At 45.6% G+C, this 13,476-nt stretch carries 13 protein-coding genes and 1 tRNA gene; 12 read left to right on the forward strand and 2 right to left on the reverse strand.

Going from position 1 to position 13,476, the window contains the following annotated elements; translation table 11 throughout:
* Positions 1-218 precede the first annotated feature (218 nt).
* Complete coding sequence (locus BBC0178_RS02800) at positions 219-473, reverse strand: hypothetical protein (RefSeq protein ID WP_149867409.1); 255 nt, start codon at positions 471-473, stop codon at positions 219-221.
* A 669-nt stretch (positions 474-1,142) separates the two neighbouring features.
* Positions 1,143-1,216: transfer RNA gene (locus BBC0178_RS02805), tRNA-Gln, on the reverse strand.
* Positions 1,217-1,540: 324 nt separating this feature from the next.
* Between BBC0178_RS02805 and BBC0178_RS02810 the strand changes: the two genes are divergently transcribed.
* The 12 genes from BBC0178_RS02810 (at position 1,541) to BBC0178_RS02865 (ending at position 13,435) form a co-directional block, all read left to right on the forward strand.
* Entirely contained in the window at positions 1,541-2,953 is a 1,413-nt protein-coding gene (locus tag BBC0178_RS02810; protein ID WP_078040320.1) for a Ppx/GppA phosphatase family protein, read from the forward strand.
* 2 nt (positions 2,954-2,955) lie between these two features.
* Positions 2,956-3,672 carry an RlmE family RNA methyltransferase gene (locus BBC0178_RS02815; protein WP_078040321.1) on the forward strand — a complete coding sequence of 239 codons (717 nt, stop codon included), beginning with the start codon at positions 2,956-2,958 and terminating at the stop codon, positions 3,670-3,672.
* Between the two features lie 451 nt (positions 3,673-4,123).
* The gene (obgE, locus tag BBC0178_RS02820; RefSeq protein WP_078039133.1) at positions 4,124-5,146 is read left to right on the forward strand and encodes a GTPase ObgE; all 1,023 of its coding nucleotides are present in this window, start codon (positions 4,124-4,126) and stop codon (positions 5,144-5,146) included.
* 6 nt (positions 5,147-5,152) lie between these two features.
* On the forward strand, positions 5,153-6,277 hold the full coding sequence (proB, locus tag BBC0178_RS02825) for a glutamate 5-kinase (protein WP_078039134.1): 1,125 nt from the start codon (positions 5,153-5,155) through the stop codon (positions 6,275-6,277).
* 151 nt (positions 6,278-6,428) lie between these two features.
* Complete coding sequence (locus BBC0178_RS02830; RefSeq protein ID WP_078039135.1) at positions 6,429-7,688, forward strand: glutamate-5-semialdehyde dehydrogenase; 1,260 nt, start codon at positions 6,429-6,431, stop codon at positions 7,686-7,688.
* A gap of 26 nt (positions 7,689-7,714) precedes the next feature.
* Positions 7,715-8,302 (forward strand): nicotinate-nucleotide adenylyltransferase, encoded by a 588-nt coding sequence (locus tag BBC0178_RS02835; protein WP_077970558.1) that lies wholly within the window; start codon positions 7,715-7,717, stop codon positions 8,300-8,302.
* Between the two features lie 222 nt (positions 8,303-8,524).
* Positions 8,525-8,887: a ribosome silencing factor gene (gene rsfS, locus BBC0178_RS02840; protein ID WP_246741773.1), complete on the forward strand. Its 363-nt coding sequence runs from the start codon at positions 8,525-8,527 to the stop codon at positions 8,885-8,887.
* Between the two features lies 1 nt (position 8,888).
* The gene (gene rlmH, locus BBC0178_RS02845) at positions 8,889-9,371 is read left to right on the forward strand and encodes a 23S rRNA (pseudouridine(1915)-N(3))-methyltransferase RlmH (protein ID WP_078039136.1); all 483 of its coding nucleotides are present in this window, start codon (positions 8,889-8,891) and stop codon (positions 9,369-9,371) included.
* 120 nt (positions 9,372-9,491) lie between these two features.
* Positions 9,492-10,739: a murein hydrolase activator EnvC family protein gene (locus BBC0178_RS02850; protein ID WP_225868335.1), complete on the forward strand. Its 1,248-nt coding sequence runs from the start codon at positions 9,492-9,494 to the stop codon at positions 10,737-10,739.
* Positions 10,729-12,039: a S41 family peptidase gene (locus BBC0178_RS02855; protein ID WP_078039138.1), complete on the forward strand. Its 1,311-nt coding sequence runs from the start codon at positions 10,729-10,731 to the stop codon at positions 12,037-12,039. The genes BBC0178_RS02850 and BBC0178_RS02855 overlap by 11 nt, the downstream gene beginning before the upstream one ends.
* A gap of 204 nt (positions 12,040-12,243) precedes the next feature.
* Positions 12,244-12,759, forward strand: a complete 516-nt coding sequence (locus BBC0178_RS02860) for an RNA pyrophosphohydrolase (protein WP_077973442.1) — start codon at positions 12,244-12,246, stop codon at positions 12,757-12,759.
* A 106-nt stretch (positions 12,760-12,865) separates the two neighbouring features.
* Positions 12,866-13,435: an invasion associated locus B family protein gene (locus tag BBC0178_RS02865; protein ID WP_078039139.1), complete on the forward strand. Its 570-nt coding sequence runs from the start codon at positions 12,866-12,868 to the stop codon at positions 13,433-13,435.
* Positions 13,436-13,476: the final 41 nt, after the last annotated feature.

A 13,476-nucleotide genomic window follows, 5' to 3' on the forward strand; every position in this document is an offset into this window, starting at 1 on the left:
GGAACAGATTGTTTCAAGTCTTTATATTTTTAAATAAAACGTGGCTATCGTCATTATAGAAAACAAATGACATAGAACATAATTGGCGGAATAACGGACAATTGGCGAATAAATCATCGCGCCTTGCATAACGAATGCGGCAATAAATGAGGAACGGGAGGTCAGCAATAAACCTCCATTCCTTTGGTCCATCTAAGTTCTTAATGAAAACCAACCGATCAGTCGGGTTCACCTTTATCTGGTTCGCTGGTGAAGAGATTTTCCCCGACGACATCTCTATCCTCGTCACTTAACGGGTTTTCAATGTCTTCAGCTTTCTTGTTCCGGGGACGAAACACACCATTATCGTCGCCTGTAACATCATCAAAAATATCGACAGTATCGACAGGACCGTTTTTTTCGTCATCCTGCTCATCGATTTTTTCGACGTCGACGACTTTTATGTGTTTGCTTTTATCATCTTGGGTCATCATAAAATTCCTGTATTCGTTAGCCTGATTAAATGTGTGGTCAAATTGGACAGACTGCAAGATTAGATCATTTTTTTATCATTCGAGTAAAATGGGGCAATTATAAAATACGACAACTCGTCCATTATTGCACGAGTAACAGTCTCGTGCTTTCTGCCCGTTTTGTCAGTTTTTTTGATATTTCGAACATTAGAGTCTGGAATGGCCTGTTTGGTAGAAGAATAACAACAATTTAATGGCCGGTCTCAAGCTACGGGGCATGGTGAAAAAGCCTAGAATGGTAGCTCTGTAAAGTTTTAGACGGGAACTCTGTTATCACGAATGGCCCTGACAATATTCTCTGTAAAAATTTCAATTTTATATAATTGCAAATGATTATGCGGACGAAATGGGAATATTTGCCGCTTATCCGGATATGAATGCAAAAAACCGGCTGATAGCGGGAAGCCTTTCGAAAAAACATTGAGTCTTTTAAAAAGATAGCATTATGGCTCGCTATTAAATCAATCGGTGAAAGCGGTCATAAAAGCTTGGCAAAGTGGTTCGACAATTCAAACAAGAGGTAAATGAGCGACATAAAAATTGTCTACCCCACGTTAAAAAAAAGTGTCTAACCTTTTCACCATAAAAAAATCGGAAAGTAAATTATATAATCTTTTCAAGGAGATATATTGGCTGGGGAACCTGGATTCGAACCAGGACTGACGGAGTCAGAGTCCGCAGTTCTACCGTTAAACTATTCCCCAGCATTTCTGCTTCAAGCGAGAACAGGATGGCTTTTAGCATATCCATTTCAAGATACAAGCCTAAACTTCAGAAAATAATTTTTGCCTCTCCATTTCGGTTAGTGATCGGAATTCAAACAGAAAGAGCTTCGGAATGTGACGAACTTTTTATGAGCTCTCGCGAAAGATTCGCCGATTTTCTAGGCTAACTGCCCAAAAAAATGAAGAACCGTGGTTCAAGCTATTGGTAAAAACGGGCAAGGCTGTTACATTAGAAACAACGAAAGATAATGAAGTGTCCATTGCGAGGAAATGTCCCCATGGCTCTTTTAAGGAAAGAAGATGATGACTCCGTTGATCGACAACTCCAAAGGGTCGGAGCGGGGAAAGCTTGGCGTAGATGATGCAAAAGGTTTGCACGAACGCCCGGAAAGGCACGAAAATGGTGGTAACGAACCGCCTTTAACAGAGTCTTTTGCTGTTCCCCCGTCTAAGAAAAAGCGCGCAAAACGGCGCCAGAAGGGAAAGCTGCGCGTTTTGCATGAAGGCACATCGGAGAGTGGAGCGGAAAAAAACAATCGCACGAAAAAACGTTCACGCAAAACGCCAATACTTACCAAACCTCATGATAACGACACTGTTCTAAAGAGTGCGCATTCGGGTGCTTCCAAGGAAGAGACGAGAAGACATCACAATTCGGCTCGTCCACCAGCGCAAAGGGTGCCGCTTTACGCAGCACTTGATCTTGGAACGAATAATTGCCGTTTATTGATAGCTGCCCCTACGAAACCCGGCCATTTTCATGTTGTTGATGCATTTTCACGGATTGTACGTTTGGGGGAGGGGCTTTCTCGTACCGGTCGTCTTAACGAGAATGCAATGGAACGCGCCATAGAAGCGCTTAAAGTTTGCCGTTCGAAACTTGATCAAAGAACAATCAAACGGTGTCGGCTCATTGCAACAGAAGCATGTCGCGCGGCGGAAAATGGCCAATGGTTCATTGAACGGGCGGCTAGAGAAGCCGGTATCAATCTTGAAATCATCGACCGGGAAACCGAAGCGCGTCTTGCTGTTGCCGGATGTGGTACATTGGTCGAAGCGGATACCGATGCCATTGTGGTTTTTGATATTGGCGGCGGTTCATCAGAAATTGTATTGATTGACCGCTCAAAGAAACGGTCTCCGCGTCTGGCAGAACATATCATTGCCTGGACATCGTTGCCTGTTGGTGTCATTACTTTGGCCGAGCGTTTTGGCGGTGAAAACGTTACAAAAAACGATTTCGAAAATATGAAGAATTATGTCCGCCATTTGCTCATGGGATTTAAAGGCCGTGACAAATTGGGTGCCTTGGCAAAAAGTCCGCATTTTCATTTATTGGGTACGTCGGGTACGGTAACCACTCTCGCAGGCATACATCTGGAACTAGCGAAATATGACCGTCGCCTCATCGACGGTATTTGGCTCAATAATGACGATGTTGAACGTATGACCAAACGTTTGCTTTCATGGAATTTGGCAGAACGGATTGCCAATCCCTGTATCGGGCACGATAGGGCCGATCTGGTGCTCGCCGGTTGTGCCATTCTTGATGTGATCAGAGAAGAATGGCCATCCGAACGATTACGCGTTGCCGACCGTGGCTTGCGAGAAGGAATATTGACAGAATTGATGTCACGTGATGGAGCATGGAGAAAACGCCGTCATATCAATGATCGTTTTCACTTGCGGAAAAATCGTGAAAGTGAGCGCCTATGACAATGAAAAAAACTGGAACACATGCAGGTGGAAGAGGCGGTGCCGGTACACATGAACTCCACACAAGGGTAAAAAAGAAAGCCGGAACAATCAAGGCTTCATCACGCCGGTGGCTTGAGCGACATCTGAACGACCCTTATGTGCATCAGTCAAAAATAGACGGCTACCGTTCCCGTGCGGCATATAAACTTATCGAAATCAATGAACGCTATCATCTCTTGAAAAAAGGACAAAAGATTATTGATCTTGGTGCTGCCCCCGGTGGCTGGTGTCAGGTAGCAGCCAAAATTGTCGGCTCTACAAATGATCATCCTTCTGTCGTCGGTATTGATTATCTCCACGTAGACCCGTTGCCAGGTGTTACAATGCTGGAAATGGATTTTCTTGATGATGATGCACCTCAAAAACTGATGGATGCTCTTGGCGCCAAGCCTGATCTCGTAATTTCAGACATGGCTGCACCGACAATAGGTCATAAGCAAACCGATCATATCAGAACCATCCACCTTTGTGAGGTGGCAGCCGATTTTGCCGTGTCTGTCTTGAAACCGGGTGGGCATTTTCTTGCCAAAACCTTTCAGGGCGGCGCAGAAAATGAATTGCTGACAATATTGAAGAAGAATTTCAAAAAGATTTACCACGTCAAGCCGCCGGCAAGTCGGGCGGAATCGGTCGAGCTTTATTTGCTGGCCTATGATTTTAAAGGTAAAACTGCTTGAACGGGCGATAAATGGCTGCTTGTGGAGCCACTTTCAAAGGCTCCAAAGCCGTGCATTTCATGTGATTTTATGGTTCGGGCAGAAAATTATAAAATTGAACATGTTCTAAAACGGGCTCTAGACAAAAATCGCCCGCGAGATCAAAAGGATTGTTGCAATTTTGGCCTGTTGTCTAAAATCATGTTTGCGACCGGACGGGTTTCGAAAAACTGTTGAAGAGACAATGACTATCTCTCGGTTCGGATATGTTTGAAGTTAAAATGCGTTTCGTTGTCTGGCCGGATGATTTCGCGACAGAGCAGTTTTTTGCCAAAAGAGTCGATGTGATCATACTGACAGCGTTTGCAGATCAGGCTAAAAAATCGGGAGGGCTTTTTCGCTTTCCAACTCTATAGCCTTGTCTGGAACTTTGCGCTATGAGAGAGGCGAAGATCAACGAAGAGTATAAAAAATGAAATTTCTCGATCAGGCGAAAGTCTATATCCGCTCCGGAGATGGCGGAGCAGGTGCAGTTTCCTTCCGGCACGAGAAGTTTCTCGAATTCGGCGGGCCCGATGGCGGTGATGGCGGTCGGGGGGGTGATGTCTGGGCTGTTGCGGTCGATGGTCTCAACACCTTGATCGATTACCGCTACCAGCAACATTTCAAGGCAAAAACCGGTACGCATGGTATGGGCCGCAATATGACAGGTGCCAAAGGCGCAGATGTTATCTTGAAAGTACCGGTCGGTACCCAAATTTTTGAAGAAGATAACGAAACGCTTATCTGTGACTTGACAGAGGTCGGGCAAAAATTTTGTCTGGCAAAGGGCGGAAATGGCGGTTTTGGCAATTTGCATTTTACCACGTCGACCAATCGCGCGCCCCGTCGAGCCAATCCCGGACTTGAAGGAATAGAACGTACGATATGGTTGCGTTTGAAATTGATTGCCGATTGTGGACTTGTCGGCCTTCCGAACGCCGGAAAATCCACTTTTCTTGCGTCTGTTACAGCTGCAAAACCCAAAATTGCCGATTATCCATTTACCACATTGCATCCCCATCTTGGCGTGGTGCGTATCGACAGGCGTGAATTCGTCCTTGCGGATATCCCCGGTCTTATAGAAGGTGCCCATGAGGGCGTTGGTATTGGCGACAGGTTTTTAGGCCATGTCGAGCGCTGTCAGGTTCTCCTTCATCTTGTGTCTGCACAGGAAGAAGATGTCGCAAAAGCTTATCAGATTATCCGTGACGAATTGGAAGCCTATGGTCACGGGCTTTCCGAAAAGCCGGAAGTTGTTGCTTTGAGCCAGATTGATATTCTTGATGAAGAAACAAAACAGATAAAACAAAAACAGCTCGAACAAATTTCAGGGAAAAAAATCCATCTATTGTCAGCAGTGACGCACGCAGGAATAGAGGAAACTTTGCGTTCCATTGCTAAAATTATCGAAGAAAGTCGCAAAGAGCAGGTGGTGAACGAAGCCGGAGAATAGGCATTCATGGTGCAGGAATTAAAAAAACTCGATCAATATAAACGTATTGTTGTCAAAATCGGGTCAGCTCTTCTTGTTGATCGCAAGCACGGTCTTAAAGCCGATTGGCTTGAAAGCCTGATTAATGACGTCGCTGCATTGGAGAAAAAGGGCGTAGAGATTCTTCTGGTTTCTTCCGGTGCTATTGCCTTGGGACGGACACTCTTGAAACTTCCGTCGGGTTCGCTCAAACTTGAACAAAGTCAGGCATGTGCGGCGATCGGTCAGATCGAACTTGCCAAAGCCTATGGGGCGCAATTGTTAAAACATGGCTTGATGACGGGGCAGATTCTTCTGACACTCGTCGATACGGAAGAGCGCCGCCATTATCTCAATGCAAGGGCAACAATCAATACGTTACTTCATTTTGGCGCAGTTCCGGTCGTTAACGAGAACGATACGGTTGCAACCGGTGAAATCCGTTATGGCGATAATGATCGTCTGGCAGCACGCGTTGCAACAATGATGGGGGCGGATCTCCTCATTCTTTTATCCGATATTGATGGTCTTTATTCTGCGCCGCCGCATCTTGACGACCATTCGCAGTTCATCCCCTATATCCGCTCGATTAATCCGGCTATTGAAAAAATGGCGGGTGTTGCCGCTTCCGAATTATCGAGGGGCGGAATGAAGACAAAACTTGAAGCAGGCAAAATTGCCAATCAATCCGGAACGGCAATGATTATTACTTCGGGTAAGCGCCTCCATCCACTAGCGGCTATTGATCAAGGTGAAAGAGCAAGCTTTTTTGCAGCGAGCGAAAAGCCCGTAAGTGCATGGAAAACATGGATATCCGGACAGCTTGATCCATCCGGTACATTGACGATTGACGAGGGGGCGGTTCATGCTTTGAAAAGAGGCAAGTCACTTCTTGCAGCCGGTGTTGTCGCCATCGAAGGGGATTTCCACCATGGTGATACGGTGGCGATTGTCGACAAGGACAACCTCGAAATAGCAAGAGGATTAGTCAGTTATGATCGCGATGAGGCTGATCGAATTATCGGATTGAAAAATTCCGAGATTGAAGCTGTCTTAGGTTATGAACCAAGATCTGCAATGGTTCATCGCAATGACATGGTTTTGCGGAGTTAGTCAACATTCGTTATCAATAATATTTGTCGGGCTTATATTATAAATATCGTTCCTTGAGCTTAACGGACTTTGCCGGTCATAATATATATTGAGTTATCGGATGTGATGTGGCTAACTGCCGGAAAACGGTGGTTAACAAGGGAAGTTTTTCATGGCTGGTTTGCACGACAATCTTTTGAAAATGGGTAAAGATGCCCGCTCGGCTTCCCGGACATTGGCGCTTAGCCCCTCAAAGCAAAAGACGCAAGCACTTGAAGCAATTGCTAAAAATATTCGCGACCATCAAGCTGATATATTGGCGGCCAATGCCAAAGATATAGAGAAAGCCAAAAAAAATGGCATGAGTGCAGCTCTTGTCGACCGGCTTTTGCTTGATGAAAAACGTATTTCTTCGATAGCCGATGCCGTTCATACAATTGCCGGTCTTCCCGACCCTGTCGGCGAAATTATGAGTGAATGGAAACGCCCGAACGGGTTAGAAATCCAGCGCGTTCGCACACCCCTTGGCGTTATAGGTGTCATTTACGAAAGCCGGCCTAATGTGACTGCCGATGCAGGCGCCTTATGCCTGAAAGCCGGCAATGCCGTTATTCTTCGTGGTGGCTCCGATAGTTTCCTGTCGTCCAAAGCTATTCATGAAGCAATGGTTGAAGGCTTGAAGTCTGCCGGTTTGCCGGAACAATCTATCCAGTTTGTCGACACAGTCGATCGTGACGCGGTGGGAGAATTGCTCACCGGTCTTGATGGAAATATCGATGTTATTGTTCCGAGAGGAGGAAAAAGTCTTGTTGCGCGTGTACAGAAGGAAGCACGTGTTCCGGTGTTCTCCCACCTTGAAGGTTTGTGCCATATCTATGTTGATAAATCTGCCAATCTCGACATGGCAAAAAAGATAATTATCAATGCCAAATTGCGGCGCACAGGGATATGCGGTGCGGTGGAAACTATTCTTGTTGACAAAGCGATTGCCGATAAGATCGTTCCGGTTATTATTGCACTTCAACAGGCTGGTTGCGAAATTCGTGTGAGTGACGATCTCCTCGATAAAATTCCGGGTGCCAAGCTTGCCACAGAAGCTGACTGGTCGACCGAATATCTTGATGCCATTGTATCGATAAAGACAGTCAATGGTGTAGAGGGTGCAATCAATCACATCAACCGTTATTCATCCCACCACACAGAGTCGATTATTGCCGAAGATAAAAAGGCAGTTGACCTGTTTTTCAGAAGTCTCGATTCCGCTATTCTGATGCACAATGCGTCGACACAATTTGCTGATGGTGGCGAATTCGGTTTCGGAGGTGAAATCGGTATCGCAACGGGCAAAATGCATGCGCGTGGTCCGATCGGTGTCGAACAATTGACGACATTTCAATATCATGTCAACGGTAACGGGCAGATACGTCCTTGAATGACTTTTTTCGATATGAAAACAAAATGCCGCATTGCGAAAGCGGCAACCGGATAGGCCTTTTTGGCGGGTCGTTCAACCCGCCGCATGAAGGACATCTCCTCGTTGCAAAAATTGCGCTTCGTCGATTGAAACTTGATGAGTTGTGGTGGATGGTGACCCCCGGAAACCTTCTGAAAGACAGAAGCGGGCTTTTGCCACTTCATGAGAGAATGCGTTTAAGTGCCGAACTTGTTGACGACCCACGCATAAAAATTACCGGCTTTGAAAAGAAAATCAAATCCTATACGTCGATCACAACGCTCTCCTATATACTCGCTCGCCATCGCAATATTCGTTTCGTCTGGGTGATGGGTGCCGATAGTCTTGCGACATTTCATCAATGGCAGGAATGGAAAAAGATTGTGGCCATGATCCCGATTGTTATTATTGACCGGCCATCGGCCTCAATGTCGGCACTTTCTTCTCCCATGGCGGAAACATTCCGGAAATTCCGTGTTAAAGAATATGATGTCGGCGCTCTGCCCTATAAAAAACCTCCCGCATGGGGATATATCCATGGCCGACGCTCTTATGCATCTTCTACGGGCTTGCGGCAGAAAAACGCGAAGTAGAGAGGAAGCGGCGAGCAAGGGCAAAATAAGAAAAATACTGATTTCCTTGAAAAAAAGCGGCAAGTCTGTAACTTTTATTAATCAAGAAACTGGTGGTAAAAACGAGAATTTATATCGGGTTGAAAGGTGAATAATCTGAAAAAAACTATTGTGACACAAAAGAAAAATAGAATTGGCAAAGACGCGGCGACCCAAGAAAATTTACAAGCCGACAATACCGGTTTGATCGTTGAAAATAATTTGCAACGCGTTCTTTCGAGCCTTGATGATTCAAAGGCGGAGGATGTTGTTACTATTGATCTTCGTGGTCGTTCCCCGTTAGCCGATTATATGGTGATTGCTTCGGGCGGTTCGCAGCGCCATGTTTCGGCATTGGCGGACCATCTTCTCTATGCCATGAAAGATTGTAATAAAGGTCAAACCAGAGTGGAAGGCTTGAGTGAGTGCGATTGGGTGCTGATTGACCTCGGTGATATTATTGTGCACCTTTTCCGGCCGGAAACACGGGAATTCTATAATCTCGAAAAGATGTGGAACACGTCCGACGAGGGTGACCGGATTCATTTGCGAGTCGGAGAAAATTGACGTGCAGATTTCGGTATTTGCCGTCGGCCGTATGAAAAAAGGGCCCGAGCAGGAACTTGTCACCCGTTATTTTGACCGTTTTTCAAAATTGGCTCCGTCATTGGGGCTGAGCTTTCAAAATGTCCATGAAATTGTGGAGAGCCGGTCACAAAACGCCAATCAAAGGATGGAAGAAGAAGGGGAGAACCTTCTTGGCACTTTGCAAGAGGGGAGTCGTCTTATTGTTCTTGACGAACGCGGCAAGTCAATGACATCGGTTCAGTTTGCCCGTAAATTGCAAGATTGGCGTGATGCCGGCTGCAAACATCTGACGATAGCTTTGGGTGGTCCCGACGGGCATTGTGAAAAAGTACGAAAGCGGGCCGATTTATTGTTATCATTCGGCGCAATGACATGGCCTCACCAGATCGCGCGCATTTTGCTTAGCGAACAGATCTATCGCGCCGCAACTATTTTAAGTGGACACCCCTATCATCGCGTGTAAAATCGGGCTTTAGCGAAAAACTGTTAAATTACCTGTTTGTTAACACGATCTTAGTCTGATGCGTTTATAACTTTTTCGTTTAGAGCAGTTCGAATTGGTAGAATGATAAAATGCATTATCATGCGTGTTGGTAAGATTTTATCCTCTTTAAGTCGGGGAGGTGTCGTTGCATGCTTGATATTGTTTTGGCCATATTGGTCTTTTGCAGATGAAAATGCGAATAAGGAAGCTGCTAATAAAGCATTAAATGACATTCGCGCGACCATGACGCTGTCACGCCAGAAAATGGCGCAATTGGCCAGTCAGGTTGATAGTCTTAAAAAAGATCAGCGAACCTTGACTTCCGAGATTGTCAAAGCAGCCAAAAGCGAGCGTGAAACTTCCGAAAAAATAGCTCAGAGTGAGGAAAAATTAACAAGACTTTATGATGAAAAGTCGAAAGTCAAACAGGATCTTGAAAGTCGCAGAGGAGAATTTTCTGAAGTTCTGGCTGCTCTTGAACGCATGGGCCTAAATCCTCCGCCGGCTATTCTGGTTGAACCGGGTGATGCCCTGAAATCTGTGCGTAGTGCTGCACTTTTGGGAACGCTTGTTCCGGAAATGCGCGAAAAAACATTGTCCTTGTCGGCTAGTCTCAAGGATATGACAGCAGTTGAAAACTCTATCAAAGCACAACATGACGAGTTGAAAAATCAGGTTCAATTACAGGCAGAACAACAAAAACGTTTAAGTTTGCTCGTTGAAGAAAAAGCAAAATTGCAAAAAACTTCGGAAAACGAATTGGCAACACAGCGTAAAAATGTTCTCGAGCTTTCCGAAAAAGCCAAATCGCTTGAAGATCTGTTAACCGAGCTCGAGCGTCAATCACGTCAGGACAAAACGGACAATAATTTCAAAAATGAAGATACCGAATTGACACGCAACCTCGATTTCGAAGGGAAAAAGGGAAGTCTTGTTCTGCCTGCAGCCGGAAAAATTGTGCAGAAATTCGGGGAAAACAACGGGGCAGTCCTTGGGGATACTGTTGAAACGCAACCGGGTGCTATTATAACTGCACCTGCCGATGGTGTGGTTGCTTATGCCGGACCTTTTCGTTCCTATGGAGAATTGGTTATTCTTGATACGGGACAAAATTATCATATATTGCTTGCGGGCATGAACAAGGTTAATGTTGTGCAAGGACAATTTTTGCTTTCAGGTGAACCGCTTGGCACGATGGGGAATCAACAAATTGCTAGCGCGGCGTCTTTGGATATAGGCAAAACTACTCCGATGCTTTACATTGAGTTCAGAAAACTAGGTAAACCTGTAAATCCGGCACCATGGTGGATGGCTGGTAAGTCGGGAAGGAACCAGAATGATTCGTAAATTGACTGTTTTAGCTGCCGGTGCATTGCTGGGCGCAAGTTCGATGATTATGATGCAATCCTTTGCAGCTAATAATGACGGTGACACCTATAAACAGCTAGCCATTTTTGGTGACGTCTTCGAGCGCGTGCGGGCACAATATGTGACAGTGCCGGATGACAAAAAGCTCATTGAAAATGCGATCAATGGTATGTTGACCTCGCTTGATCCGCATTCTTCCTATATGAATGCCGAAGAAGCAAAAGATATGCGGGTTTCCACCAAAGGCGAGTTTGGCGGCTTGGGCATTGAAGTAACAATGGAAAATGACCTTATCAAGGTTGTTTCGCCAATGGAGGATACACCCGCCTCCAAGGCCGGTGTTCTTGCTGGCGATCTTATATCCAAAATTGATGGCGAGCAGGTGCGCGGGCAAACTTTGAACGATGCTGTCAGCAAAATGCGTGGCGAAGTCGGCAAACCGATCAAACTGACAATTATCCGTAATGGTGTCGATAAACCGCTCGAAATTACTGTCATTCGCGATATTATCAAAGTCAAGGCCGTCAAATATCGGGTCGAAGGTGATATCGGTTATTTGCGTCTCATCCAGTTTACCGAACAAACCTATGATGACCTTCAGGCAGCCATTAAAGACATCCAGTCAAAAATTCCGTCAGACAAGCTCAAAGGATATGTCCTTGATCTGCGTTTGAATCCGGGCGGATTGCTGGATCAGGCTGTCAGTGTATCCGACGCATTCCTTGATAAAGGCGAAATTGTTTCAACGCGTGGGCGTGATCAGGCAGAAGTCATGCGTTTTGATGCAAAGCCGGGCGATATTTCTAATGGCAAGCCGTTAATTGTTCTCATTAATGGTGGCTCGGCCAGTGCTTCCGAAATTGTCGCTGGTGCTTTGCAGGATCATCGCCGTGCGACAGTTCTTGGTACACAGTCATTCGGAAAAGGTTCGGTACAAACAATTATTCCGCTTGGTGATAATGGTGCTTTGCGTCTGACAACGGCGCTTTATTACACACCTTCGGGCGCTTCAATTCAGGGTAAAGGGATAACGCCGGATATCAAGGTCGACCAGCCATTGCCTGATGAATATAAAGGCTATGACGTCAATTTGGGCGAATCCGAATTGAAGGGACATATCAAGGGTAATCAGGAAGATGATAAGGGTTCGGGTTCTGCCGCCTTTGTCCCGAAAGACCAGAAAGATGATATCCAACTGAATGAAGCCTATAAATTGCTTCGTGGTGAAATGGCCAATGCTGCTTTTCCGCCAAATCCGCAAAAAGGCGTTCCGAATTGAATACAATAAAAAGCGCGTTCAACGCGCTTTTTATTTGTCAAAATCGTGCTTTGGAAGCTTGCCCTCTAAAGGAAAGATCTGAAACGGAAGGTCCCGATTTTTAAAATATAACTTAGGGGTGGCAGGCTTGATCAAACCGTTATAGAATCTTGATATGATTTCGGATTGCAACACATTTGGTAATAAAAGATGACAAAAAACGATATGGATAAACAAAAAAACAAGACAGATTTGCCTTACCGTAAGTGCGTTGGAATCGCCTTGTTTAACAAAGACAATCAGGTATGGGCCGGACGGCGAATTACCAACCGTTTAAGCGAGCTCGAAGGTGCTTCCAAAATATGGCAAATGCCGCAAGGGGGAATTGACAAGGGTGAACTCCCGATTGAAGCGGCAAAACGTGAACTTTATGAAGAAACCGGTGTCCGTTCGATAGAATTGATTGCGGAGACTGAAGGGTGGCTGACATATGATTTGCCTAAGGAGCTCGTCGGCATTGCGTTGAAGGGGAAATATCGCGGGCAAACACAAAAATGGTTTGCATTCCGCTTCACCAGTGATGACAAAGAAATTGCGATCAATCCACCTCCCGCAAACAATACAGCAGAGTTCGATCAGTGGAAGTGGGTGGATCTGGAAGCACTTCCGATGATGGTTGTGCCGTTTAAACAAGCCGTTTACGAAAAAGTTGTTGCCGAGTTCCGGCATATCATTGCTTGATATTGTCAAGTGAATGAAATTTTTCTGGTTTTAACACGTAACTTTCTTTATACATTTTGGCTGAATTTCGAATATCGGGGAAAATACTTCCAGAAAGAATTTTAATATGAAACGTTTACTCTGTTCCTTTTTTGTGGCCGGTTTACTTTGTTCTACTTTATCAGCCGCCGCCGCTAATGATAAGGGGGGCAGGCCCAATGCCGCGACGTTGCCGAATGGTGCATCGTCGTTGACTGAAACCTATGGGTTGTGGACCGTCAATTGTGCCATACAAAATGGCGAAAAAGCTTGCGCTCTGCTCCGTCAGGAAGTTAACAACCAGAACCAGCCGGTCATCAGCATGAATGTTTCGACAAATAATAACGGCGATGTTTCCGGTGTTATTGTTGTACCTTTCGGCATTCTGGTTTCCAAACCCGTAAAGCTTCAGGTTGATGATACCAAGGCGGTTGTCGAAACCGGCGTTCGTACCTGTATGCCTGTCGGTTGCATTGTTCCTGTTGCCTTTGACAAAACGTCAACTCAGGCTTTGCGCGCTGGTAAACAACTCAATGTCAAAGCAACTTCGGCCGGAAATAATGAACAGCCGCTGGATAATCTCTTCGTGCAGCTTGATGGTTTCGGCCCGGCTCTTGATCGCTTGAATGCACTAAAAAATAATTCGGCAACTCTATAATCATTCGCTCACTATGATTTGGAAAAATGGCTCGTTCGAGC

Source organism: Ditibartonella apihabitans (assembly GCF_002007485.1).
Classification (GTDB): Bacteria; Pseudomonadota; Alphaproteobacteria; order Rhizobiales; family Rhizobiaceae; genus Bartonella; species Bartonella apihabitans.

Excerpts from the sequence above, each read along its gene's own strand:
- proB (WP_078039134.1), top strand. The coding sequence starts at position 5,153 with ATGGTGCAGGAATTAAAAAAACTCGATCAATATAAACGTATTGTTGTC.
- BBC0178_RS02865 (WP_078039139.1), top strand. The coding sequence starts at position 12,866 with ATGAAACGTTTACTCTGTTCCTTTTTTGTGGCCGGTTTACTTTGTTCT.
- BBC0178_RS02800 (WP_149867409.1), bottom strand. The coding sequence starts at position 473 with ATGATGACCCAAGATGATAAAAGCAAACACATAAAAGTCGTCGACGTC.
- BBC0178_RS02835 (WP_077970558.1), top strand. The coding sequence starts at position 7,715 with ATGCCGCATTGCGAAAGCGGCAACCGGATAGGCCTTTTTGGCGGGTCG.
- BBC0178_RS02815 (WP_078040321.1), top strand. The coding sequence starts at position 2,956 with ATGAAAAAAACTGGAACACATGCAGGTGGAAGAGGCGGTGCCGGTACA.
- BBC0178_RS02860 (WP_077973442.1), top strand. The coding sequence starts at position 12,244 with ATGGATAAACAAAAAAACAAGACAGATTTGCCTTACCGTAAGTGCGTT.
- BBC0178_RS02810 (WP_078040320.1), top strand. The coding sequence starts at position 1,541 with ATGACTCCGTTGATCGACAACTCCAAAGGGTCGGAGCGGGGAAAGCTT.
- BBC0178_RS02830 (WP_078039135.1), top strand. The coding sequence starts at position 6,429 with ATGGCTGGTTTGCACGACAATCTTTTGAAAATGGGTAAAGATGCCCGC.
- BBC0178_RS02855 (WP_078039138.1), top strand. The coding sequence starts at position 10,729 with ATGATTCGTAAATTGACTGTTTTAGCTGCCGGTGCATTGCTGGGCGCA.
- BBC0178_RS02850 (WP_225868335.1), top strand. The coding sequence starts at position 9,492 with ATGCGTGTTGGTAAGATTTTATCCTCTTTAAGTCGGGGAGGTGTCGTT.
- obgE (WP_078039133.1), top strand. The coding sequence starts at position 4,124 with ATGAAATTTCTCGATCAGGCGAAAGTCTATATCCGCTCCGGAGATGGC.